The following is a 25,579-nucleotide window of genomic DNA, read 5'->3' on the forward strand; positions in this document are numbered from 1 at the left end:
GGTTCGTTGGGGAAGAGACAACGTTTGCGTGCGATGCGGTGAAGCAGGCTAGGCCGCCGTCGGCTGCGCGCCGAAATGCTGCGTGTGCGCTTGCATCAGTGATTGTTCGAGCGGCTGTTCCAGCGGCTGATCGTGCGCGCCATCCGCGTCGCGCAATTCGCGCGCCGCGCTGCCATAGAGCTTTTGCAGCAACTCGGGCGTGAGCGCGGCGGACGGCCCGTCGTAGACCACGCGGCCGTCGCGCAGCGCGACCGTGCGCGGGCAATACTGCATGGCGATATCCACCTGATGCAGCGACACCACCACCGTAAGCCCGTGATTGCGATTGAGCATGCGCAGCATGTCCATCACGCGGCGCGACGATTCGGGGTCGAGCGAGGCGATCGGTTCGTCTGCGAGGATCAGGCGCGCGCGCTGCACCAGCGCACGCGCGAGCGCGGCGCGCTGCTGCTGGCCGCCCGAGAGATTCGCGGCACGCTCGTACGCTTTATCGGCGATGCCCACTTCCGCAAGCGCCGCAATCGACAGTTCGCGTTCGCTGCGCGGAAAGCGGCCCGTGAGACGGCGCCACAGCGGCAGGCGCGCGAGCGCCCCGATCAGCACGTTGGTCTCGACGGTCAAACGATGCACGAGATTGAATTGCTGAAACACGAAGCCGACGTCGCGGCGAATGCGGCGCACTTCGCGCACGATGCGTCCGTCCTGCTGGATCGGGCGGCCGAGAATCTCGATGCGCGAAGGCTGCGCATCGGCGGCGACGAAGCCCGCGATATGGCGCAGCAAAGTCGATTTGCCCGATCCCGACGCGCCGATCAGCGCGACCATTTCTCCCGTGCCCACGCGCAGGTTGATTTCGTCGAGCGCCTTGCGCTGCGGTCCAAAAGTCTTCGACAGTCGTTCGATTCGAATTGCGTCCATTTGCGCGCTCATGTCAGCGTCCTGCCTGATTCATCCGACGAGTGGGAGACGTACGCGTCCCGTGCTCGAGTCGGGGACATTCTAGGAAGCGACTATGACGGTTGAGTGAAGGCATCGCGACGTCTAGACGACTACACAACTGAAAAACGCGTCGAATGAAGCCCGCAAGTCGAAGTGATGACATCTGTGTGACGTCTCGCACATGTCACGCGATCTGCCGCATGAAAAGGCTATATTGTTGGCAAACGCATGTGCTGTCCCCGGTTTTCGAATGCCGCGCTGTTTCCCTTGAACCGAACGAGCGACGACTTGCGCCGCCATGCAGGCACTGAGCTTCCTTCCCGACAGCTTCGCCGAATACGAGGACCTGAAAACGCTCCTCGACGCGGGCTCGCCCTGGTTCGACATCCGCAGCGCGGGCGAGGTCGAGGTGCGCGGGCGGCCGTTTTCGCTCTACGTGGCGGCCGTGGGCTCGCGCGATCCGCACGCGCCGGCGATCGGTTTTTTCGGCGGCATTCACGGGCTCGAGCGCATCGGCTCGCAGCTCGTGCTCGATTACATGCGCGCGCTCGTGGGCCGTCTCGCGTGGGACGAATTGCTGATGCGCCAGCTCGAATCGGTGCGGCTCGTGATGATGCCCATCGTCAACCCCGGCGGCATGTGGCTCGCCACGCGCGCCAATCCGAACGGCGTCGATCTGATGCGCAACGCGCCGCAGGACGCCGACGAGCGCGTGCCTTTTCTCGCCGGCGGCCAGCGCGTGGGATCGTGGCTGCCGTGGTATCGCGGACGGCGCGGCGCGATGATGGAAACCGAAGCCTCGGCGCTGCTCAAGGTCGTCGACGAGGAACTGACGAACCGGCCGCTCGCGTTCGCGCTCGATTGTCATTCGGGTTACGGCTGGAGCGACAGCATCTGGTTTCCGTACGCGCGCACGCGCCAGCTCATGCGTCATCTGCCTGAAATGTACGTGCTGAAAACCCTGTTCGAACGCGCGCATCCGCATCACGGTTACACGTTCGAGCCGCAGAGCCATCAATATCTGCTGCACGGCGATCTGTGGGATTGCGCGTACGATCGCGCGCCCGCCGAGAATGTGTTTCTGCCGCTCACGCTCGAACTCGGTTCGTGGCTGTGGATCAAGAAAAATCCGCGCCAGATTTTTTCGCGCCAGGGCATGTTCAATCCGGTGATGCAGCATCGCACCGCGCGCGTGCTGCGGCGTCACGCCAATCTGTTCGATTTCCTCACGCGCGCCGCGTATTCGTCCGAGCGCTGGCTGCCCGAAGGCGTCGCGCGGCAGCAGGTGCTGCAAAGCGCGATCGGACACTGGTATCAGCGGCCCGGCGTATGAGCGCGCACTCGAATCCGGACCCGAATCCGGACCCGAACCCGAACGCGAATCCGTCGCCGTGGATTTTGCTGCGCGGCCTTACGCGCGAATCGCGTCATTGGGGCGCGTTCGCGTCGCTGCTCGAAGCGCGTTGCGGCGCCGTGCTGCCCGTCGATCTTCCCGGCAACGGCACGCGTCATCACGCGATCTCGCCGCTCGAAGTGAGCGAATACGTCGACGCCGTGCGCCGCGAGCTTCAGCGCGCGCTCGGGCAGGGCGACGGCGCGCCGCCGTACCGCGTGCTGGCGATGTCGCTCGGCGGCATGGTCGCGACGGCGTGGGCGCTGCGCTATCCGGCCGAGATCGCGCGACTCGTGCTGGTGAACACGAGCATGCGGCCGTTTAGCCGCTTCGACGAACGACTGCGGCCCGCCGCGTGGCCCGCGCTGCTGCACGCGGCGCAGCACTGGCGCGGGCGCGACCGCATCGGCGTGGCCGAGACGCGCATTCATGCCGCGACGTGCGCGCGCCGCGATACGCTCGCCGCCGACCTCGACACCTGGCGCGCGATCCGCGCGAGCGCGCCGGTGAGCCGCGCGAACGCGCTGCGCCAGCTGTGGGCCGCCGCGCGGTTTTCGGCGCACGGCGTGCCGCGTTGCGAGGTGCTGGTGGCGTCGTCGCGTGCGGATCGACTGGTGAATCCCGTGTGTTCGGCGCGGCTCGCGCAGGCGTGGGACGCGCGCCATCTCGAACATCCGTGGGCGGGCCACGATCTGCCGCACGACGACCCGCACTGGCTCATCGATGCGATCTGCGCGAGCGAACCGGCGAGCGAACCCGCGAGCGCCGCGACCGATGCGCCAGCGCACGTCGATACGCGAGCCGATACGCGAGCCGATGCGGCCGCCGATCCGCAGCCCGATCCGCGAACCGATCCGGCCGCCGCCCCGGACGGCCCAGCATCGCCGGCGTGACGATTGCCCCATAATAGGGACGTTTCGTCAGCATATTCAGGAAGACTCCCCGCCATGAACGACACCGTCCGCACTTCATCGGGCAGCGCCGCGCCGCGTCTCACGAGCCTTTCGCACGGCGGCGGCTGCGGCTGCAAGATCGCGCCGGGCGTGCTCTCCGCGCTGCTCGCGCGCAGCACGCCGCTCACGGCTGCGTTTCCCAATCTGCTCGTCGGCACCGAGACGGCCGACGACGCCGCCGTCTACAAGCTCAACGACGAGCAGGCCATCGTCGCGACCACCGACTTCTTCATGCCGATCGTCGACGATCCGTACGACTTCGGCCGCATCGCCGCGACCAATGCGCTGTCCGACGTCTACGCGATGGGCGGCAAGCCGATCCTCGCGCTCGCGCTGGTCGGCATGCCGATCAACGTGTTGCCGCACGACGTCATCGCGCAGGTGCTGCGCGGCGGCGAGGACGTCTGCGCGGCGGCGGGCATTCCCGTCGCGGGCGGGCATTCGATCGATTCCGTCGAGCCGATTTACGGGCTCGCGGCGCTCGGCGTCGTGCATCCGTCGCGCGTGAAGCGCAACGCCTCGGCGCGCGCGGGCGACGTGCTCGTGCTCGGCAAGCCGCTCGGCGTGGGCGTGCTCTCGGCGGCGCTCAAGAAGGACCTGCTCGACGCGGCCGGTTATCAGGCGATGGTCGCCGCCGCCACGATGCTCAACCGGCCGGGCGCGGCGCTCGCCGAACTCGACGACGTCCACGCGATGACCGACGTGACCGGCTTCGGCTTGCTCGGCCACACGCTCGAAATCGCGCGCGGCGCGAGTCTCACGGCGCGCGTGCGTTACGCCGATCTGCCGTGGCTGCCGGGCGTCGAGGCGTTTGTCGATCAGGGCGTCTTCACGGGCGCGTCGGGCCGCAACTGGGCGTCGTACGGCGAGGGCGTGACGCTCGCGCCGAGCCTGCCGGAAAGCGCGCGCACGCTGCTCACCGATCCGCAAACCTCGGGCGGTCTGCTGGTCGCCTGCGCGCCCGAGCGCGTGGACGACGTGCTCGCGCTGTTCCACCAGGACGGTTTCGCGGATGCCCGCGTGATCGGCGAACTGGACGAAGGCCCTGCTCGCGTCGAGGTCGTATGAGCGCGGAGTCGCCGAAAGCCATTTTCTACGCGCTCGCCGCGAACGCGGGCATCGCCGTCTGCAAGTACGCGGCGGCGGCGTTCACGGGCTCCGGCTCGATGTTCGCCGAAGCGATTCACTCGACCGCCGACTGCGGCAATCAACTGTTGCTGCTGTTCGGCCTGCGCCAGTCGCGCGAACCACCTTCGCCGCTGCATCCGATGGGCTCGGGCCGCGCGATCAACTTCTATTCGCTGCTGGTCGCGCTGCTGCTGTTCTTCGTGGGCGGCGCGTTTTCCGTGTATGAGGGCGTGCACCGGCTGTTCACGCGCGAGCCGCTGCAATACGTGTATGTGGCGCTCGCGGTGCTCGGCGTGTCGGTCGTGCTGGAGGCGCTCTCGCTGTATGGCGCGATGCGCGAGATTCGCGCGGGCAATCCGGGCAAGCCGCTGTGGCGATGGTTCCGCGAAACGCGCGATTCGGACCTGCTGGTCGTGGCGGGCGAGGACGTCGCCGCGCTCGCGGGTCTCGCGATTGCGTTCGTCGCGGTGCTGCTGACGGTGATCACCGGCAATCCCGTGTGGGACGCGTGCGGCTCGATCTGCATCGGCTTTCTGCTGATGACGATCGCGTGGCTCGTCGCGCGCGAAGTGAAGTCGATGATCGTGGGCGAGTCGGCGAGTCCGGAAATGCGGCGCGACATCGAAACGTTTCTGCGCGCGCGGCCCGAGATTCGCCACATCATGAACGTCATCACCCTGCAATGGGGCAAGGAGATCGTCGTGGCCGTGCAGGCCGAGATGATCGACTACGAACACAGCCGCACGATGGTCGAAGCGATCAACGAGATCGAAGCGGATTTGCAGGCGCGTTTCCCGCAGGTGCGCTGGGTGTTCTTCGAGCCGGACTTCGTGAATCGTTAAATCGTGATCGGTCGTCAGCCGACAAGCTGACGATCCGGCAATCCCCGAACGGGCCGCCGCTCCTGGAGCGCGGCCCGTTTTTCTTGTCGATGCGCGGATGAGGCGCGCTGTCGCGTGCGTCGTCGATTTAAGAATCGTCCTATTTTGCGTTGTCCTACGTCGCTATAGGATTTCCTTTCGGTTGACTTGCATGAATTGCAAAATTTTGTCGCATGTCGCGCGCATGTTCACGGCAGGACGCGCGATGTGCCGCCGCACTGTCGCAGCGGCGCGATGCGCGACATGGGCGTTCGATCCGGACGCCCTGCAACGCTGAATCGCGAAGCGCACCGGAGACGCCATCCTGTTCGTGATCATTTGCTTCGCGAAAGTGCTTGCAATGATCAGGATGACGAATGAACAAGATTTATCGCACGATCTGGAACGCCGCATCGGGACGCTGGATCGCTGTGCAGGAAAACGCGCGCGCACGCGGGGCGAAGGGTGGGAGCGGTGCGCGTTCGCGTAGTCGGCTCGCATGCGGCGCGCTTGCCGTGGCGGCGGCGTGGAGCGGCGGCGTTCGCGCGGGCACGGTGCTGGACACGGACGGCGCGACCGTCATAGCGGCGGACATCTGCACGGGTACGACGATCGGCGGCTCCGGCCTCAACTATCTGGCGATGGGCTGCAATGCCAGTGCGTCGGATACCGATTCGATCGCCATCGGCACGTCGTCGGTGGCGAACGGCGCCTCGGCGCTCGCGCTGGGCGATCACACCTTCGCGATCGCGAACGGCGCGACAGCGCTCGGCGGCGGCGCGACGGCGAGCGGCGTGCAATCGGTCGCGCTGGGCGGCGACAAGGTGGACGCCCTTCAAGACGCCGCCGCCAAGGCCACGGGCGAGCGCGCGGTGGCGGTGGGCGCGGCGACGCGGGCGATGGGCAACAACTCGGTCGCGCTCGGCAGCACCGTGACGGCCGCCGCCGACAACGCCGTGGCAATCGGCTCGGGCGCCGCGGTGAGCGGAGCGGGATCGGTCGCGCTGGGCGTGAAGGCGAGCGGCGTCGGCGCGAATGCGGCGGCGATCGGCGCCGGTTCGGCGGCGTCCGGCGACGCGTCCACGGCGATCGGCAATCTCGCGGTAGCGAACGGGCAGAACGCGATTGCCCTTGGCACTTCCGCGAGCGCTTCGGCGGACAATGCGGTCGCAATGGGGCAAGGCGCGAAAGGCACCTCGAACAGGTCGATTGCAATTGGTCAGATCGCCATTGCGCAAGGCACGAACAGCATTGCACTGGGTTACAAGGCCACGACCAGCGTGGGCGGCACCGCGGACGGCAATATCGCACTCGGCGAAAACGCATTGATCAACAATACCGGTAGCGGTGCCATCGCGATCGGCCGCAACGCGTACGTCGAAGCGACGCTCGGCAATGGCCAGGCGACGGGCGCGTCCACGCTGGTGGTCGGCGACGGCGCGTATGCGTATGGCAATAACGTCACGGTCATCGGCGCCAGTGCGACTGCGACGCATACGGGCAACGTCGTGCTCGGCTCGAGTGCCGTTTCGTCCGGCATCAGTGGAGCGAGTGCATTCGGCACGTCTGCAACGGCGAGCGGAGCCGGAGGCTCTGCCATTGGTGCGCAAGCGCTTGCCTCGGCGAGCAACGCCACGGCAATCGGCTACGGCGCAACGGCTACGACGGTGAATTCGGTGGCGCTGGGTTATGGCGCGACTACGGCGGCGGCGGTGAAGACGCCGAATGGCGTGATCGGTGGTCAGACCTTCACGTACGCCGGCGCGACGCCGACCGGCGTGGTGAGCGTTGGCGCGGCGACTGCGGAGCGCCAGGTCACCAACGTAGCGGCGGGGCAAGTGAACGCAAGCAGTACCGACGCCGTGAACGGCTCGCAGCTCTACGCGACCAACACGCAGGTGACGGTGAACACGAGCGCGGTCACCACGCTGCAAGGCGAGATCGCGGATGCCGTGATGTACGACTCGACGGCGCATGACCGGGTGACGCTGGGCGGCGTGGGCTCGAACGTGAAATTGACCAACGTCGCGGCGGCCACGCTGACCGGCACGAGCACGGATGCGGTGAACGGTTCGCAGCTTTACGCCACGAACAACAACGTGACGGCCATCTCGAACACGGTGAACAAGATCACGAGTGGCGGCGGCATCATGTACTTCCATACGAACTCGATGCTGGCCGATTCGGCGGCGAACGGCCCGAACTCGACGGCGATTGGTCCGGGCGCTGTCACTACGTATACCGACGATATCGCTATTGGCAATGGCGCCTCGGCAAGCCGCCCGAGTTTTAGTGGGCAAGGCGCCAACGTTGCGCTGGGTGCGAGCGCAACGGCGCAAGGCTATCGTTCGGTTGCGATCGGTTACGGCGCGCGCACGAATACCGGCTCGCTCTATACGAGCGCGTCCGATATCGCGATTGGCCAGACTGCGTTCTCCGAGGGCTATAACTCGGTCGCGCTCGGCAACAACGCGAATGCCGGTACGGCGGGCACTGACGGCAACAACGTCGCCGTGGGCTCGAATACGTACGCGAAGGCATCGGGTGCCGTGGCGTTCGGCGGATCGGCGACGGCTGCGGCTTCGAGTGCCACGGCGCTGGGCGCGGCCGCCAACGCAGGCGCAAGCGGAGCGACGGCAGTGGGCAAAGCATCGACGGCGAGCGTATCGAATGCGGTCGCGATCGGCTATGGCGCGAATGCTTCGGTTGCTGACTCGGTGGCGCTCGGCCACGGCGCGACCACGGAGGCGGCGGTGAACACGCCCAATGGGGTGATCGGCGGCCAGACGTTCACGTATGCAGGTGCAACGCCGACCGGCGTGGTGAGCGTGGGCTCGTCCGGACACGAACGTCAGGTGACCAACGTCGCGGCAGGCCGCGTAACGGCAGCGAGCACGGATGCAGTGAACGGCTCGCAACTTTACGCGACGAACACGCAGGTCACGACGAACACCGGCGCAATCAGCACGCTGCAAGCGCTCACCGCTGATGCAGTAATGTACGACTCGACGGCGCATGATTCGGTGACGCTCGGCGGCGCGGGTACGAGCACGCCGGTCGCACTGCACAACGTGGCGGCAGGCGCAGTGAGCGATGCGAGCAACGATGCGGTGAACGGCTCGCAGCTCTACAAACTCGCCAGCAGTACGGCCAGCGGTCTGGGCGGCGGCTCGACGGTAAGCAGCGACGGTTCGATCACGACGCCGACTTACACCATCGGCGGCGCGACGTTCCACAACGCAGGCGAAGCCTTCACGAATATCGACGGCCGCACGACCGCGAACACGGACGCGCTCAGCACGCTGCAAGGCCAAACCGCTGACGCGGTGATGTACGACTCGTCGTCGCACGATTCGGTGACGCTCGGCGGCGCAGATTCGAGCACGCCGGTCGCACTGCACAACGTCGCGGCAGGCACGGTGAGCAATTCGAGCAACGATGCGGTGAACGGCTCGCAGCTCTACAAACTCGCCAGCAGTACGGCAAGCGGTCTGGGCGGCGGCTCGACGGTAAACAGCGACGGTTCGATCACGACGCCGACCTACAGCGTCGGCGGCGCGACGTTCCACAACGCAGGCGAAGCCTTCACGAATATCGACGGCCGCACGACCGCGAACACGGACGCGCTCAGCACGCTGCAAGGCCAAACCGCTGACGCGGTGATGTACGACTCGTCGTCGCACGATTCGGTGACGCTCGGCGGCGCGGGTACGAGCACGCCGGTCGCACTGCACAACGTGGCGGCAGGCGCAGTGAGCGATGCGAGCAACGATGCGGTGAACGGCTCGCAGCTCTACAAACTCGCCAGCAGTACGGCCAGCGGTTTGGGCGGCGGCTCGACGGTGAACAGCGACGGTTCGATCACGACGCCGACCTACACCATCGGCGGCGCGACGTTCCACAACGCAGGCGAAGCCTTCACGAATATCGACGGCCGCACGACCGCGAACGCCGACGCAATCAGCAACCTTCAAGGCCAAACCGCCGACGCGGTGATGTACGACTCGTCGGCGCACGATTCGGTCACGCTCGGCGGCACGAGTGCGACCGCGCCGATCGCGCTCCATAACGTCGCGAATGGCGCAGTCGACGCATCGAGTTTCGACGCCATCAACGGCTCGCAACTCTTTGGCGTATCGAGCGCGCTCGTCAATGCACTCGGCGGCGGCGCAAGCGTGTCTGCCGACGGCTCGATCACGACGCCGACGTATCGAATCGGCAACACGACCTTCCACAACGTGGGCGGCGCGCTCACGAATCTCGACGGCCGCGTAACGGATCTCTCCGATGCGGTGAGCAGCGGCACCATCGGCCTCGTGCAGCAGGATGCCACGACGCACGCCATCACGGTCGGCAAGGACGTGCCCGGCATTTCGGTCGATTTCGCCGGCACGAACGGTGTGCGTCTGCTGACGGGCGTGGCGGCAGGCAATGTCGATGCGAGCAGCGTCGACGCCGTGAACGGCTCGCAACTCTTCGCCATCGGCAACGCCACGGCGAACGCGCTGGGCGGCGGTGCGACGATGAACGCGAACGGCACCATGAGCGGCCCGAACTACGCCATCGGCGGCAACACATACAACAACGTGGGCGGCGCGCTGACCGATCTCGACGGCCGCGTTGCGCAGAACGCGCAGGACATCAGCGATATCAAGGGCGATGTGGCGAATGCGGTGGCCTACGACTCATCGGCGCACGACTCGGTCACGCTTGGCGACGGCAGCACACCGGTGAGTCTGCACAACGTCGCGGCCGGCACGGCGGACACCGACGCGGTCAATCTCGGCCAGATGAACAACGCGATCGCATCGGTCCAGCAGGCGGCCGATGCGGCGGTCAATCCGTTCGTCGCGGCGCAGGGCAATCGCGACACGGAAGGCGCGATTGCCAGCGGCACACACGCAACGGCCGCCGGTGCGAACGCCGTCGCGAGCGGCGCGAACGCCGTGGCGCTCGGCGCGAACACGCAGGCGACTGGCGCGAATTCGGTGGCGCTCGGCGCGGATTCGGTGGCCGATCGCGACAACGTGGTGTCGGTCGGCTCGGCGGGCAACGAGCGGCAGATCACCAACGTCGCGCCCGGCACGGCCGGCACCGACGCGGCCAACATGAACCAGCTCAACGCGATGGCCGCGCAGGGCCAGGGTTACGTCGATCAGCGCATCTCGGGCGTGCAGAACCAGATCAGCGACGTGCGCCGGGACGCATTCGGCGCGGCCGCGGCGGCGATGGCGGTCGCCGGTCTGCCGCAACCGACCGAGCCGGGCAGGACGATGGTGGCCGCCGCCGGTTCGCGCATCGGCGGACAGACCGGCATGGCGCTCGGCGTGTCCTACGTGACGCGCAACAACCGCTGGGTCGCAAAGGCGTCGGCGAGCTCGAGCAGCCAGGGCAACACGGGCGTGACACTCGGCGCCGGGTATCAGTGGTAAGTCTCGTACGGTAAAGCCCGATGGTCGACAAACCATCGGGCTTTTTTTATTGCGCTTTCAATGACGGAACGGCGTCCACACCGGTGCGGTGTTGTTCCAGGTGTCCAGCTCGGAAGGCGTAGTCGTATTCATGATCAGTCATCCTGATTAATGATGAAGTTCGCGATGCAGGTCGACGCGTCGCGTGTTATTCGCTCACGCGCGCCACGCGTTGCGCGTCGTTCGCGCGGCCTTCCTGAATCGCGAGACGTTCTGCCTGCGTGCGGCCCACGAGACTCTGATTCGGATAGCTCGTCTTGTTCAGCGCGGGCAACGTGCCGTCGCGATACGCGGCGACGATTTCGGCCTTCACTTCTTCACGCGTCTTGGGACCGTTGTTCACCGATTGCGCGAACACCGATGCGCTGGCGGCAAGCGAAACAACGAGCGTTGCGCCGAGGGCGGTTGCGAGAGTGCGTTTCATGATCTGCTCCTGTTTTAAGGGCGCCGCAAATCGATGAAAACAACAACCGGTGCGGCGACAGGTGCAAATGTAGGTGTCCGCGCGTCGGCGATAAACAGTCTGAAAACGAAAGGAATTGTCGAGATTCCGGAACAATCGGTCGCACGCGTAGGCAATGCAAACGCTCAAAAGCAAGACGGGCGGGCTTTCGAAGCCCGCCCGTCTGGGCGCGAATATGCACGGTATCGCGCAATATCGCGCCTGAGAATCCGCGAAAAATTACGCAGCCCACTCCGAAATGACCGGCGTTTCGAGGCTCGGCGCCGACTCGCGCTCTTCGAGCGTGCGCAGCGTGCAGGCCTTGTCGAGCGAGCCGCGGCCGCTCAGCAGCGGGCAGCGGTCGAACACTTCGGCGATCCAGTCGACGAACACGCGCACCTTCGGCGACAGATGGCGGCTATGCGGATACACCGCCGAAATCGGCATCGGCAGCGGTTTGAAATCGGGCAGCACTTCCACGAGCTGGCCCGATTTCAGCAGCGGCAGCACCATGTAGCGCGGCGCCTGAATCAGCCCGAAACCTTCCACGCCGCAGGTCACGTACGCATCGGCGTCGTTCACCGACACCATGCTCTTGAGCTTGACCTCGACTTCCTTGTTGTCGACGAGGAAGGCCCAGTCGATCACGCGCCCCGTGCGGCTCGAAAAATAATTCACGGCGCGATGCTCCTGCAGATCGTCGAGCGTTCGCGGCATGCCGTGGCTTTCGAGGTACGAGGGCGCCGCGCACGACACGCCTTCGAACAGCCCGATGCGCCGCGCGACCAGCGACGAATCCTGCAACGCGCCCACGCGCACCACGCAATCGACGCCTTCCTGTAGCAGATCGACGGGACGATCGCTCAGGCCGAGCTGCAGATCGATGTCCGGATAACGCGTGTGGAATTCGCACAGCGACGGAATCACGATCAGCCGCCCGATGGAGCCGGGCATGTCGATGCGCAATTTGCCGTGCGGCTTGCGATTGCGATCCTGGAACGTCTGTTCGGTTTCCTCGACATCGGCGAGGATGCGCACGCAGCGTTCGTAATACGCGGCGCCGTCCGGCGTGAGCGAAAGGCGGCGCGTGGTGCGATGCATGAGACGCACGCCGAGAAACGCTTCGAGATTCTGAATGATCGTCGTGACCGAGGCGCGCGGCATGTCGAGCGTTTCGGCTGCGCGCGTAAAGCTGTTCGTGTCGACGACGCGGGTGAACACCTGCATGGCCTGAAGGCGGTCCATTGCCATTCTCCGAAAGTCATCGGACGCACGCCGCGCGGTGTTCGAAATAAACACTCGCGCGTAAAGAGGAGACAGATTGTTCAGGTGCGCCGAATTGTGTTGCCGGATTATAGGCATTTATTTAGAAGTCTGCCGAACCCACAATTCGCTCCATTCGAATCTACTCTCGCGCATTGCGCCGTTTCGACATGGATGCCTTTAAACGTTCGACGCCGTGGATTTCAGCCGCCGCTCAAGTTGCTAACGCTGCTAACGCGTCGGCCGATGCACCTTATGCGCCCGACGCGGCCAACGAGCCCGCCCAGCCGGCGCGCGTCGCGCCTGCCTCGCCCGTTGCGGGCAAGGCGCGCGGCCGGACGACCGCGATCGACGTCAGCGAAGTGACGATCGAAGGCCACGTGAAGGACATCGTGCTGCGTCTGTATCGTCCGCAGGGCGCGAACAATCTGCCCGTTCTGCTGTATTTCCACGGCGGCGGATTCGTGCGCGGCACGCTCGACGACGCCGACGTGCAAAGCCGCTTTTTCGCAGAACGCTTACCCGCGCTGGTGGTGTCGGTCGATTATTCGCTCGCGCCCGAATTCCCGTTTCCGGCCGCGCCCGAAGACGCCCATCGCGCGGCGCTGTGGGTGCTCACGCGCGCCCGCGCATTCGGCGGCAGCACGAAGCGCGTGATCGCCGCCGGTCACGACGCGGGCGGCCAGATCGCCAACGTGCTCGCGTTTATCGGCCGCGATCGCGGCGACGTGAAGCTCGCGGCGCAGGCCTTGTTCGCGCCGATGCTCGACCCGAGCCTCACGCGTCTGGGCGACGAGCGCCGCCTCGGTTCCGACATCACCGCGAGCGAATGCGCGCAGTGCTATCGCGCTTATCTGCCCGACGCCACGCAGCGCATGCATCCGTACGCGGCGCCGCTCGAATCGTCGCGGCTCGGCGGTTTGCCGCCCACGCTGATCGTCACCGCGCAGAACGACGTGCTGCATATCGAGGCGGAAAAGTACGCGAGCCGCCTGATCGACTCCGGCGTGCGCACACATGTGGTGCGTTATCCGAGCGTTTCGCACGCGCAGATCGGCGCGCACGAGGAAGCGCTCGCGGAAGCCGTGCGCTTTTTCAAATGCTGCTTCGAGGCCGACGCGAATCGCGATGCAAGCCGTGACTCGCCGCGTTCGCCGCGCAATCCATAAACAACAACCACACACCCATCTGGAGCCCGCCAAATGTCACTCTTTTCGCAATCCCCATCACGCATCGCGCTAGCGGTCGTGGCCGTGCTCGTCGTCGCGGGGCTCGGCACGCTCGGCGCGATGCGCTTCGATGCGCATCCGGCCGTGGCCGCCGAAGCGCCGCCCGCGCCGGAAGTCGATGTCGCCGCCGTCGCGCAGCGCACGATCACCGACTGGCAGTCTTACTCCGGCCGCCTGGCCGCGGTCGAAAAAGTCGATATCCGTCCGCAGGTATCCGGCACGATCGTTTCGGTGAACTTCCGTGACGGCGCGCTCGTGAAGAAGGGCGACACGCTGTTCGTGATCGATCCGCGTCCGTATCAGGCCGCCGTCGATCAGGCCGCCGCGCAACTCGCCGCCGCGCAGGCGCGCACCGGTTACGCGCAGAGCGACTGGGAGCGCGCGCAACGCCTGATCGGCGACAACGCCATCGCCAAACGCGATTACGACGAGAAGCAGAACGCCGCGCGCGAAGCCAGCGCGAACCTGAAGGCCGCGCAGGCCGCGCTCGAAGCCGCGCAGATCAATCTCGGCTATACGCGCATCGTCGCGCCGGTCGCGGGCCGCGTGTCGCGCGCGGAGATCACGGTCGGCAACGTGGTGAGCGCGGGCGCAAGCGCCGCGCCGCTCACGACGCTGGTGTCCGTGTCGCCGATCTACGCCGAATTCGACGCCGACGAGCAGACCTATCTCGACTACATCAGCCGCATGAAGGATGGCTCGAAGGTGCCGGTCGAACTGGGGCTTGCGAACGAAACCGGCTACTCGCGCTCGGGCACGATCGAGTCCGTCGATAACCGGCTCGATACCTCGTCGGGCACGATTCGCGTGCGTGCGCGTTTCGACAACGCCGATGGCGCGCTTGTGCCGGGCCTCTACGCGCGCATCAAGGTGAGCGGTTCCGCGCCGCATCCGGCGCTGCTCGTGGACGAAGCCGCCATTGGCACCGACCAGGACAAGAAGTACGTCTACGTGGTCGACGGCACGGGCAAGGTCGCCTATCGCACGGTGCAGATCGCCGGGCAGCAGGGCAATCTGCGCGTGATCGTCGATGGCCTGAAGGCGGGCGAGCATGTGGTGGTGAACGGCACGCAGCGCGTGCGTCCGGGCGAGGCGGTGCGCTCGCATATGGTGCCGATGAACGGCGATCCCGACGCCGACGCGGCTGCCGTCGCCACGCAACCGGCCACGAAAGACAGCAAGGACGCGAAGACTTCCTGACGCGCAGCGTCTCGCACACGGCGCGCGTCGCCGTGTGTGTCAGCCTCGCAGTTAGTTAGTGATACGAATGAATTAAGAGCGACCCATGAACATATCGAAATTCTTCATCGACCGGCCGATCTTCGCGGGCGTACTGTCCGTGCTGATCCTGCTGGCCGGGGTGATCGCACTGTTCCAGTTGCCGATCTCCGAATATCCCGAGGTCGTGCCGCCTTCGGTCGTCGTGCACGCGCAGTATCCGGGCGCGAATCCGAAAGTGATCGCCGAAGCCGTGGCCGCGCCGCTCGAAGAGCAGATCAACGGCGTCGAGAACATGCTGTACATGCAGTCGCAAGCCAATAGCGACGGCAATCTCACGCTCACGGTCACGTTCCGTCTCGGCACCGATCCGGACAAGGCCACGCAGCTCGTGCAGAACCGCGTGAATCAGGCGCTGCCGCGTCTGCCCGAAGACGTGCAGCGTCTGGGCATCACGACCATCAAGAGCTCGCCGACGCTCACGATGGTGGTGCACCTGATCTCGCCGAACAATCAGTACGACATGACGTACCTGCGCAACTACGCGCTGCTCAACGTCAAGGATCGCCTCTCGAACATTCAGGGCGTGGGCGAAGTGCAGCTGTGGGGCGCGGGCGATTACGCCATGCGCGTCTGGCTCGATCCGCAGAAAGTGGCGCAGCGCAATCTCACCGCGCAGGACGTGGTCAACGCGATTCGCGAGCAGAACGTGCAGGTGGCGGCCGGCGTGATCGGCGCGTCGCCGAGCGTGCCCGGCACGCCGTTGCAGCTGAACGTGAACGCGCGCGGCCGTCTGCGTACGGAAAGCGAATTCGGCGACATCATCGTCAAGACCAATCCCGACGGCGGCGTGACGTATCTGCGCGACATCGCGCGTATCGAACTCGCGGCGTCGGAATACGGCCTGCGTTCGCTGCTCGACAACAAGCCCGCCGTCGCGCTCGCGATCAACCAGGCGCCGGGTGCGAATTCGCTCGCGATTTCCGAACAGGTGCGCGCGGCGATGAAGGATCTCAAGCAGGACATGCCCGCGGGCGTGGACTACAAGATCGTCTATGACCCGACGCAGTTCGTGCGTTCGAGTATCGAAGCAGTGATTCACACGCTGCTCGAAGCGATCGCGCTGGTCGTGATCGTGGTGATCGTGTTCCTGCAAACGTGGCGCGCGTCGATCATTCCGCTGATCGCCGTGCCGGTGTCGATCGTGGGGACGTTCTCGCTCCTGCTGGCGTTCGGTTTCTCGATCAACGCGCTGTCGCTGTTCGGGATGGTGCTCGCGATCGGCATCGTGGTGGACGATGCGATCGTGGTGGTGGAGAACGTCGAGCGCAACATCGCAAGTGGATTATCCGCGCGCGACGCCACCTATAAAGCGATGCAGGAAGTGAGCGGGCCGATTATCGCCATCGCGCTCACGCTGGTCGCGGTGTTTGTGCCGCTCGCGTTCATGAGCGGTCTCACGGGCCAGTTCTACAAGCAGTTCGCGATGACCATCGCCATTTCGACGGTGATCTCGGCGTTCAACTCGCTCACGCTGTCGCCTGCATTGTCGGCGCTGCTGCTGCGCGGCCACGATGCGAAGGAAGACTGGCTCACGCGCGGCATGAACCGCGTGCTCGGCGGCTTCTTCACGCGCTTCAACAAGGTGTTCCATCGCGGTTCGGAAAGCTATGGCCGCGGCGTGAACGGCGTGCTGCGCCGCAAGGGCGCGATGCTCGTGGTCTATGTGGTGCTGCTCGGCGCGACGGTGCTGATGAGCCGCGTCGTGCCGGGCGGCTTCGTGCCCGCGCAGGACAAGGAGTATCTGATCGCGTTCGCGCAACTGCCGAACGGCGCATCGCTCGACCGCACGGAAAGTGTGATCCGCGAGATGAGCGCGATCGCGCTCAAGCAGCCTGGCGTGGAAAGCGCGGTGGCGTTTCCGGGTCTCTCGGTGAACGGCTTCACGAACAGTTCGAGCGCGGGCATCGTGTTCGTCACGCTCAAGCCGTTCAAGGAGCGCAAGGGCAAGGCGCTGGCCGCGGGTGCGATCGCGGGTGCGCTGAACCAGCAGTACGCGAGCATCAAGGACTCGTTTATCGCCGTGTTCCCGCCGCCGCCGGTGCTCGGTCTCGGTACGCTCGGCGGCTTCAAGATGCAGCTGGAAGATCACGGCGCGCTCGGTTACGAAGCGCTCAATCGCGCGACGCAGGACTTCGTGAAGCGCGCGGCGCAGACGCCCGAACTCGGCCCGACCTTCACGAACTATCAGATCAACGTGCCGCAACTGAACGTCGATCTGGACCGCACGAAGGCGAAGCAGCTCGGCGTGCCGGTGACGGACGTGTTCGACACGATGCAGATCTATCTGGGCTCGCTGTATGTGAACGACTTCAACCGCTTCGGACGCGTGTATCAGGTGCGTGTGCAAGCCGATGCGCCGTTCCGCCAGAAGGCCGACGACATCCTGCAACTGAAGACGCGCAACGCCGCGGGCGACATGGTGCCGCTCTCGTCGCTCGTCACGGTGTCGCCGACGTATGGTCCGGAAATGGTGGTGCGTTACAACGGCTATACCGCCGCCGACATCAACGGCGGACCGGCGCCCGGTTACTCGTCGGGGCAGGCGCAGGCGGCAGCCGAGCGCATCGCGGCCGAAGTGTTGCCGCGCGGCGTGAAGTTCGAATGGACCGACCTCACGTATCAGCAGGTGCTGGCCGGCAACGCGGGCATCTGGGTGTTCCCGATCAGCGTGCTGCTCGTGTTCCTCGTGCTGGCCGCGCTCTACGAGAGTTTGACGCTGCCGCTCGCGGTGATCCTGATCGTGCCGATGAGCGTGCTCTGCGCGCTGACCGGCGTGTGGCTCACGCAGGGCGACAACAACATCTTCACGCAGATCGGCTTGATGGTGCTGGTGGGGCTGGCGTCGAAGAACGCGATTCTGATCGTGGAATTCGCCCGCGAACTGGAGCACGACGGACACACGCCGCTGTCGGCGGCGATCGAAGCGAGCCGTCTGCGTCTGCGCCCGATTCTGATGACGTCGATCGCGTTCATCATGGGTGTGGTGCCGCTCGTGCTCTCCAGCGGCGCGGGTTCGGAAATGCGTCACGCGATGGGGATCGCGGTGTTCTTCGGCATGCTGGGCGTGACCGCATTCGGTCTGCTGCTCACGCCGGTGTTCTACGTGGTGCTGCGCACGCTCGCGGGCGGCAAGATTCACGTCGCGCAGAAGGACAATGCGCACGCGCCGAAGCATACGGTGGACGCGTAAAGAAGGATGATCAAGATGACTAACTATTCGTTCTCGCAGGAACATGCGGCGCACGCGGGCGCGTTCTGGCGCCGCACGCGGCTCGCGCTGGGCGTGGCGCTGTTCGCCTGGCTCGCGGCGTGCTCGGTCGAGCCGACCTACAAGGTGCCCGATTCGGGCGTGCCGAACGCCTACAAGGAAGCGCCGCAACAGACACAGGCCGCGCAAGCCGCGAATCCGCACGACGTGGGTTCGTGGACCGCGGCCCAGCCCGCCGACGCCATGCATCGCGGCGAATGGTGGAAAGTGTTCGGCGACCCGACGCTCGACCAGCTCGAAGATCAGGCGCTGGCCGCGAATCAGGACCTGAAGGCGGCGGCCGCGCGCGTGCAGCAGGCGCGTGCGCTGACGCAGGCGGCGCGCGCTTCGTGGTTCCCGTCGTTCGACGCGGGCTTCGGTCCGACTTACGAGCGCGCTTCGCCCGCTTCGCAGTATCTGCCGCAGAACACGCCGGTGGCGACGCAAACGCTCTGGCGCGCGCAGGCCACGGCGAGCTACGAAGCCGATCTGTTCGGCCGCGTCAGCTCGAACGTGAACGCGGCGCGCGCGGACGCGCAGCAAAGCGAGGCGCTGTTCCTCTCGGTGCAGCTCGCGTTGCAGGCCGACGTCGCGCAGAACTACTTCCAGCTGCGCCAGTTCGATTCGGACGTCGATCTGTATCGGCGCACCGTGACGCTGCGCGCCGACGCGCTCAAGCTCGTCGAGCGCCGCTTCAAGGAAGGCGATATCAGCGAGCTCGACGTGGCGCAGGCGCGCAACGAACTCGCGAGCGCGCGTGCGGATGCGGTCGGCGTGGCGCGTCAGCGTGCGGCGTCCGAGCACAGTCTCGCGATTCTGCTCGGCAAGGCGCCCGCCGATTTCACGTTCCCCGAAACGCCGCTGCAAAGCGTGAACGTGAGCGTGCCGCCGGGCTTGCCGTCGACGCTGCTCGAACGCCGTCCGGACATCGCCGCCGCCGAGCGCGCGATGGCCGCCGCGAACGCGCGCGTCGGGCTCGCGAAGTCGGCGTTCTTTCCGAAGCTCGATATCACGGGCGCGTTCGGCTACGAATCCGCTTCGCTCGGCGATCTGTTCATGTGGTCGAGCCGCGCGTTCCTGCTCGGGCCGCTCGCGGGCACGGCACTCACGGTGCCGCTGTTCGACGGCGGCCGCCGCAAGGCCAATCTCGCCCAGGCGCGCGGCAAGTACGACGAGGACGTCGCGCAGTATCGCCAGCAGGTGCTCGTGGCGTTCCGCGAGGTCGAGGACAATCTCTCTGATCTGCGTCTGCTCGACGACCAGATTCGCCAGCAGGATGAGGCGGTGAACGCCTCCGAGCGCTCGGCGCATCTTTCGCGCACGCAGTACGAGGAAGGCGAGGTCAGCTATCTGAACGTGATCGACAGCGAGCGCACGGTGCTGGTGTCGCAGTTGCAGGCTAGCCATCTGCAGGGCTCGCAGGCGGTCGCGGCCGTCAACCTGATCCGCGCGCTCGGCGGCGGCTGGGGCGACGCGAAGCCGCAGACGCCCGCGCAACCCGACGGCACCGCGCCGCCGCCCGCGCCGCTCGCCGCGCGTTAAGCGACGCGCCAATTGCCGCACCTTCGGTGCAGGCGCTTCGCGGCTGGCCCGTATGCACGTGCATATCGCCAGCCGCGATTTCATTTGCGTAAACGGTTCGTAGACCGTGCCGGCGCCTGCCACTATCATCGTTTGATTGAAGCTGGAGCGGACGCGCGCCGTCCGCCGGTTAGCTCGTTCGCGAGCGTCACTCATTCGGGAACCCAGGCATGAACGATCCACGACCGCCGCGCACGGCGGAGCACGCTACGTCTTTCTCGACCCGGCTCGCGACGCTCGCCGCAACCCTGCGCGAAAGCGCGGCGCGCCGCGACCTCGCGGGCGGTCACGCCGCCGCCGAAAAGCAGTTGATCGCCGATGCCGGTCTGCTCGCGCTCGCGGTGCCGCGCGAGTTTGGCGGCGCGTTCGACGATGCGTTTGACGACGCAACCGGCGCGCAAAACGGCGCGCGCTGGCCTGAAATCTACAGAACGATTCGCACGCTCGCGCGCGCGGACAGCGCACTCGCGCATCTGCTCGGCTTCCAGTTTCTGCAGATCGTGAGCGTCGATCTGTGGGGCAGCGCCGCGCAGCGCGCGGACTGGCTGCGCGGCACGGTCGAGCATCGCTGGTGGTGGGGCAACGCGGTCAATCCGCTCGATACGCGGCTCGTCGCGCAGGCGGACGGCGAGGGCGGCTGGCGTCTGCACGGCAAAAAAGGCTTCTGCTCCGGCACTTACGGTTCGCAGATGATGACCGTGAGCGCGCACGATCCGGCGACCGGCCAGCCCGTGTTCGCGGTGGTGCCCACGGCGCGCGCGGGCATCACCGTGCACGACGACTGGGACCCGATCGGGCAGCGCCAGACCGACAGCGGCACGGTGTCGTTCGACGCGGTCGAAGTGCGCGCGCATGAAGTGCTCAAGCGTCCCGACACGCCGCGCGCCTCGCTGCGCACGCTGGTCTCGCAACTCGTGCTGACGAACCTGTTCGTCGGCATCGCGGAAGGCGCGCTCGAAGAGGCGCGCGAGTACGTGCTCGCGAACGGCCGTCCGTGGGTGAATTCGGGCGTGCAGCGTGCCGCCGACGATCCCTATCTCCAGCAGCGTTTCGGCGAGATGCGCATTCAGGCGCTCTCGGCGTCGCTGCTCGCGGACCGCGCGGCGTCGCTGTTCGACGCCGCCTGGGCGCAGGGCGACGCGCTCGGCGCGGACACGCGCGCCGAAGTCTCGCTCGCGGTTTCCGAAGCGAAGATCGTTGCGCATCGCGCCGCGCTCGATGCGGGCGAGCAACTGTTCGACGCCTGCGGCGCGCGCGCCACGGCCGCCGCGCTCGCATTCGATCGCTTCTGGCGCAACGCGCGCGTGCATACGCTGCACGATCCGCTCGACTATCGCGTACGCGATGTTGGCCGCCACGCGCTCACGCGCGAATTGCCGGAGCCGACGCTGTACACTTGAGGGACCGATCGCGTGCCCCTCGTTTTGCGGGCCGCGAAAAAATCCACCCTCGAGGATCGCACCGTTGGAGTTCAAATTACCCACAACGGCGACGGCGCCGTTTTGCCCATCGGAAGTGCAGGGCAGCGTGGCGGTATCGCCGGCTGCGCCGTTCTGGAAAAAATTTCTCCAGTTCGCGGGCCCAGGCCTGCTGATCTCGATCGGTTACATGGACCCGGGCAACTGGGCCACCGACATCGAGGCCGGTTCGCGCTACGGTTACAACCTGCTGTTCGTGGTCGTGCTGTCGAGCATCGCCGCAATGGCGCTGCAATGTCTCGCGATGCGGCTCGGCATCGTCACGGGCCGCGATCTCGCCGAACTCTCGCGCACGCGCTATTCGAAACCGGTCGCGATCGGCCAGTGGGTGCTCGCCGAACTCTCGATCATCGCCTGCGATCTCGCCGAAGTGCTCGGCGGCGCGCTCGCGTTCCATCTGCTGCTCGGCTGCTCGCTGATGTGGGGCGTGGTGCTCACCGCGTTCGACACGGTCATCGTGCTCGGCCTGAAGGGCAAGAACTTCCGCACGCTCGAAGCGATCATGGCGGGGCTGATCGCCACCATCGGCATCGGTTACGTGATCGAACTCGCGCTCGTGAAGCCGCACTGGCCGTCGGTGTTCGCGGGCGCGGTGCCGTCGTGGCACGCGATCGCCAGCCAGGAGCCGCTCTATCTCGCGATCGGCATTCTGGGCGCGACCGTGATGCCGCATAACCTTTACCTGCATTCGTCGATCGTGCAGACGCGCGCCGTGAAGCGCGACGAAGCGAGCATCGGTCAGGCGATCGGTCTGTCGCGGCTCGACACCATCGTCTCGCTGGTGCTCGCGCTGCTGATCAACGCGGCCATTCTGATTCTCGCGGCCGCGGCGTTTCACGCGACGGGCCACAACCAGGTCACCGAAATCGAGGACGCCTACAAGCTGCTCGCGCCTATCGTCGGCAGCGGCGCGGCGGCCGTGCTGTTCGCGATCACGCTGCTGGCGTCGGGGCAAAGCTCGACCTTCACCGGCACCGTGGCGGGCCAGGTGATCATGGAAGGCTTTTTGCGGATGAAGATTCCGTGCTACCAGCGGCGGCTCATCACGCGCGTGCTCGCGCTGATTCCGGCGTTCGCGGGCGTGTGGCTGCTGGGCAACGGCGCGGTGGGCAAGCTGCTGGTCGCAAGCCAGGTGGTGCTGAGCCTGCAGTTGCCGTTCGCGCTCTGGCCGCTCATCCGCATGACGAACGATCGTTCACTGATGGGCGTGTTCGTGAACCGGCTGCCCACGCGCATGATCGCGTGGCTGCTGTTTGCCATCATCACGGCGGCGAACCTGTGGCTGGTCTGGCAGACCTTCGTGGGGAATTAAGGGAACTGAGGGGAATTGAGGCGAAGCAATGCGCTTCGCCGTCCGGCGCCGCGTGGGGCACCGGACGGTTTCGCGTCTAGTCGTGCTGCTGCGTCCGGTTGACCGGATCTTGGCTCTCCTACGCTTATGCAGCCTCGGCAATGCCATCCGGCGTTTCCACCGGAAGGTCGCTCTCGGTCTGCTCTGCGCCCCGTCGCGCTGCAGCCGCCTTCTTCGTCTTGCCAGCGCGCGAAGGCGGCTGGCATGCGCCACACACGACGTTGTGCTGCAAGTCGTGGCGGTGCGCGACGAACTTACCGCCACAACGGCAGCAAGGCGTCATCTGCAGAATATCGGCATCGAAAAAACGCACCAGAGTCCACGCACGCGTGAGGTCGAGCACCGGCTCGGTCTCGCTGTGGCGGCAGTGTTCCAGATACAGCCGGAACCCTTTGGTGAGCGCGTCGAGATGCGAACAACGCGCTTCGTTCTTGAGGAACAGGTACGTGTTGTAGAACAGCGAAGCATGAATGTTCGCCAGCCACGTCATGTACCAGTCCGCCGAGAACGGCAACATACCCTTGGGCGGCGATACGCCGCGGATCTCACGATACAGGCGAATCATGCGGTCCCGCGAGAGCGACAGCTCGCTCTCCAGAACCTGCATGCGCGCGCCCAGTTCGATCAGCGCGATCGCGCGAAACACTTCCTGGGCATCTTCGGTGAGGCTGCGGCGGTTCGTCATGTCCGTTCCCCTCAGGCGAATTGCCCGGCGGGCTGTCCCGCAAGCAGGATAGCCGCATGAGTCGCCGCTACGTTGGCATGCCGCGAAGTCTGCGTCAGAGCGGACAACATGGCATGGTCATCGAAGCGGAAAAGGCAAAGAAGCTGGTCGGAAGCAGCCAGCTTGACGATCTGTGCCAAAGACAGATTGGAAAGCAGATCGGCCAGTTCCGACGACAGACCCAGTCGGAACATCCCGACCGGTTTGTCCTCGCGCAGCATGCGCTGTGCGAGCATCAGATACGACAAATTAATTTCGCGGATAGATTCCAGCGTCTCGCTGCTACGGTCCATTTCTCTCTTTTCCGAAGCCCCGATTAAACCCCCCGGCATTTGCTGCCGTTGTAACTTTTCTGGTCGTCGTCGGCCCGCTCTTTGTCGGCCCTGACTCTTTGATACAACGTGTTACAACTCGTAACACGTTGAAGCGAATTGTATGAGGACTAATCTCAGAAATCAATCCCTGTTCAAAAAAATAATTCGGCTGTTACAAATATTTTCGGTAAGTCTTTCTGGTGTCCGAAACAACGGCCTCCAGGAACCCCGAGCGCACGCGAAGCAGTCTGAAATCTCTCGTAAACCCAAGTGGTATAAGGGATTCCTCGAAGGCACCGCTGCATGCGCAACGAATCGTAAATCGCGGACGGACGCTTGTCATCCGAATAAACGGTTTGAAAGGATTTGCGTTGACAGGTAAGAAATGCGCAGTCAGCGATTAATACGTATGAGGATAAATCTGTAACAAGTGTTTCGACCCTGTGTAACGAGGCTTGTCAAGATGTGACAAGCCGCAGGCATGCGCGTCGCGTTGACGCGCTTTGTAACAGTGCTGGTTTACACGAATATGTAAATCGCATGGAAATGCGGAATTGAACGCATGGCGGCGCATGCGTGCCGGCGCGCAACGGACGATCTGACGCCGGCTATGGATGCCGTGCCGATTCAGACGGCACGGTCGCCGAGAATCGGGGTGCGCTTGACCTCGGAAACATAGAGCAGGATCAGCGAGACCCAGACGACGCCGTAAAGCAGCATGAAGCAGCTCGAGCGGATCTTGAGCAGGTCGAGCAGCGCGCCGAACAGGATCGGCAGCAGAAAGCCGCCCAGCCCGCCCGCCAGTCCGACGATGCCGGTCACGACGCCCATGTTGGACGGAAAATCGTCGGCGACATATTTGAAGGTGGACGCCATGCCGAACGCGAACACCGCGCCGAGCACGAAGGTGAGCGCCACGAAACCCGCGAGCGGCATGCTGATATGGAGCGTGGCGGTGCCGTCGATGGTGTGGATCACGAAGTCGGTGGCCGGGTACGAGAGGATGAAGAGACAGATCCACGCGACCCACAAGCCCCACCAGGTGACGTTGTGCGCGCCGAGTTTGTCGGCGAGCAGGCCGCCGACCGCGCGCAGCACCGAGCCCGGCAGCGAGAAACCCGCCGCGAACGCCGACGCCATCACGAGCGACATGCCGTATTCGGCCTTCAGATACTGCGGAATCCACAGCGAGAGCGCGGTGAAGCCGCCGAACGTGATCGAGTAATACTGGCACAGGCGCCAGACGCGCGGATCGGCGAGCACCTTGAACGAGTCGATCAGCGAGCCGTTCGACTTGCCCGCGCCCGGATCGCGCGCCGAGGCGAACCAGAAGATCGCGGCGGTCACGAGCAGCGCGACGGCGTAGATGCGCGGCACGAAGCGCCATCCGTACAGCGACTGCAAGGTGGGCGTGACGAACAGGTTGACGGCCGCGCCCGCCGTGCCCGCGCCGAAGAAGCCCATGGCGAAGCCGCGTTTCTGGGGCGGGAAGAAGCGCGCGACATACGGCGTGCCGACCGCGAACGACGCGCCCACGCAGCCGAGAAAGAGGCCGATGAACAGAAACTGCCAGAGCTGGCTCGCATAACTGACGATATAGACCGGCACCGCGCAGACCACGAGCAGGATCGTCATGACGATGCGCCCGCCGTAGCGGTCGGTCCACGCGCCCAGCGGCAGACGCATGATCGCGCCGGTCAGCACGGGCGTGGACGTGAGCAGGCCGAACTCGGTGCTGTTGAGCTTGAGCTCTTCGCGCAGCGGCACGCCGAGCACGCCGAACATCATCCACACGACGAAGCAGACCAGAAAGGCGAGCGTGCTCGCGAACAGAACGGACCATGCCTGCCCGCTCACGCGTGGGGGAGTGGCGGCGGTCGGGGGCGGTTCGGTGCGCAGATTCATGATGTTTTTCCTGGTCGCGC

The 25,579-nt window shown here is 65.5% G+C and carries 17 protein-coding genes; 11 read left to right on the forward strand and 6 right to left on the reverse strand.

Going from position 1 to position 25,579, the window contains the following annotated elements:
* Positions 1 to 48 precede the first annotated feature (48 nt).
* Complete coding sequence (phnC, locus tag SB764_RS07590) at positions 49 to 930, reverse strand: phosphonate ABC transporter ATP-binding protein (protein ID WP_181440933.1); 882 nt, start codon at positions 928 to 930, stop codon at positions 49 to 51.
* Between the two features lie 307 nt (positions 931 to 1,237).
* On the opposite strand from phnC, the gene SB764_RS07595 reads away from it, so the two are divergent.
* The 5 genes from SB764_RS07595 (at position 1,238) to SB764_RS07615 (ending at position 10,705) form a co-directional block, all read left to right on the forward strand.
* Entirely contained in the window at positions 1,238 to 2,272 is a 1,035-nt protein-coding gene (locus tag SB764_RS07595; RefSeq protein WP_065057642.1) for a M14 family zinc carboxypeptidase, read from the forward strand.
* Positions 2,269 to 3,225, forward strand: coding sequence for an alpha/beta fold hydrolase (locus SB764_RS07600; protein WP_410863103.1), 957 nt, complete (start codon positions 2,269 to 2,271; stop codon positions 3,223 to 3,225). Before SB764_RS07595 ends, SB764_RS07600 begins: the two co-directional genes overlap by 4 nt.
* A gap of 54 nt (positions 3,226 to 3,279) precedes the next feature.
* Positions 3,280 to 4,353, forward strand: a complete 1,074-nt coding sequence (gene selD / locus SB764_RS07605) for a selenide, water dikinase SelD (RefSeq protein WP_065057644.1) — start codon at positions 3,280 to 3,282, stop codon at positions 4,351 to 4,353.
* The gene (locus tag SB764_RS07610) at positions 4,350 to 5,255 is read left to right on the forward strand and encodes a cation diffusion facilitator family transporter (RefSeq protein WP_065057645.1); all 906 of its coding nucleotides are present in this window, start codon (positions 4,350 to 4,352) and stop codon (positions 5,253 to 5,255) included. Before selD ends, SB764_RS07610 begins: the two co-directional genes overlap by 4 nt.
* A 395-nt stretch (positions 5,256 to 5,650) precedes the next feature.
* Positions 5,651 to 10,705: a YadA-like family protein gene (locus SB764_RS07615; protein ID WP_410863106.1), complete on the forward strand. Its 5,055-nt coding sequence runs from the start codon at positions 5,651 to 5,653 to the stop codon at positions 10,703 to 10,705.
* 187 nt (positions 10,706 to 10,892) lie between these two features.
* Here SB764_RS07615 and SB764_RS07620 read toward each other — a convergent pair whose 3' ends face one another.
* On the reverse strand, positions 10,893 to 11,168 hold the full coding sequence (locus SB764_RS07620) for a DUF4148 domain-containing protein (RefSeq protein WP_074981280.1): 276 nt from the start codon (positions 11,166 to 11,168) through the stop codon (positions 10,893 to 10,895).
* A gap of 258 nt (positions 11,169 to 11,426) precedes the next feature.
* Positions 11,427 to 12,431 carry a LysR family transcriptional regulator gene (locus tag SB764_RS07625; RefSeq protein ID WP_065057648.1) on the reverse strand — a complete coding sequence of 335 codons (1,005 nt, stop codon included), beginning with the start codon at positions 12,429 to 12,431 and terminating at the stop codon, positions 11,427 to 11,429.
* 188 nt (positions 12,432 to 12,619) lie between these two features.
* On the opposite strand from SB764_RS07625, the gene SB764_RS07630 reads away from it, so the two are divergent.
* The 6 genes from SB764_RS07630 to SB764_RS07655 all read left to right on the forward strand — a co-directional run bounded on the left by SB764_RS07630 (position 12,620) and on the right by SB764_RS07655 (position 22,577).
* Positions 12,620 to 13,618: an alpha/beta hydrolase gene (locus tag SB764_RS07630; protein ID WP_410863108.1), complete on the forward strand. Its 999-nt coding sequence runs from the start codon at positions 12,620 to 12,622 to the stop codon at positions 13,616 to 13,618.
* A gap of 33 nt (positions 13,619 to 13,651) precedes the next feature.
* Complete coding sequence (locus tag SB764_RS07635; RefSeq protein ID WP_065057649.1) at positions 13,652 to 14,878, forward strand: efflux RND transporter periplasmic adaptor subunit; 1,227 nt, start codon at positions 13,652 to 13,654, stop codon at positions 14,876 to 14,878.
* 85 nt (positions 14,879 to 14,963) lie between these two features.
* A complete protein-coding gene (locus tag SB764_RS07640) occupies positions 14,964 to 18,149 on the forward strand; it encodes an efflux RND transporter permease subunit (RefSeq protein WP_074981282.1) in 3,186 nt (1,061 codons plus the stop codon).
* 15 nt (positions 18,150 to 18,164) lie between these two features.
* Complete coding sequence (locus SB764_RS07645) at positions 18,165 to 19,748, forward strand: efflux transporter outer membrane subunit (RefSeq protein ID WP_082991660.1); 1,584 nt, start codon at positions 18,165 to 18,167, stop codon at positions 19,746 to 19,748.
* 209 nt (positions 19,749 to 19,957) lie between these two features.
* Entirely contained in the window at positions 19,958 to 21,187 is a 1,230-nt protein-coding gene (locus tag SB764_RS07650) for an acyl-CoA dehydrogenase family protein (RefSeq protein ID WP_410863110.1), read from the forward strand.
* Positions 21,188 to 21,251: 64 nt separating this feature from the next.
* Entirely contained in the window at positions 21,252 to 22,577 is a 1,326-nt protein-coding gene (locus tag SB764_RS07655; RefSeq protein ID WP_074981285.1) for an Nramp family divalent metal transporter, read from the forward strand.
* Positions 22,578 to 22,701: 124 nt separating this feature from the next.
* Here the strand turns inward: SB764_RS07655 and flhC are convergent, their stop codons facing one another.
* From flhC to SB764_RS07670, 3 genes are all read right to left on the reverse strand, one after another.
* Positions 22,702 to 23,301: a flagellar transcriptional regulator FlhC gene (gene flhC, locus SB764_RS07660; protein ID WP_065057653.1), complete on the reverse strand. Its 600-nt coding sequence runs from the start codon at positions 23,299 to 23,301 to the stop codon at positions 22,702 to 22,704.
* Positions 23,302 to 23,312: 11 nt separating this feature from the next.
* Entirely contained in the window at positions 23,313 to 23,633 is a 321-nt protein-coding gene (flhD, locus tag SB764_RS07665; protein ID WP_065057654.1) for a flagellar transcriptional regulator FlhD, read from the reverse strand.
* A gap of 648 nt (positions 23,634 to 24,281) precedes the next feature.
* Positions 24,282 to 25,559 carry an MFS transporter gene (locus SB764_RS07670; protein WP_183713201.1) on the reverse strand — a complete coding sequence of 426 codons (1,278 nt, stop codon included), beginning with the start codon at positions 25,557 to 25,559 and terminating at the stop codon, positions 24,282 to 24,284.
* Positions 25,560 to 25,579: the final 20 nt, after the last annotated feature.

The organism is Paraburkholderia sp. SIMBA_027 (assembly GCF_046535315.1).
Lineage (GTDB): Bacteria > Pseudomonadota > Gammaproteobacteria > Burkholderiales > Burkholderiaceae > Paraburkholderia > Paraburkholderia tropica.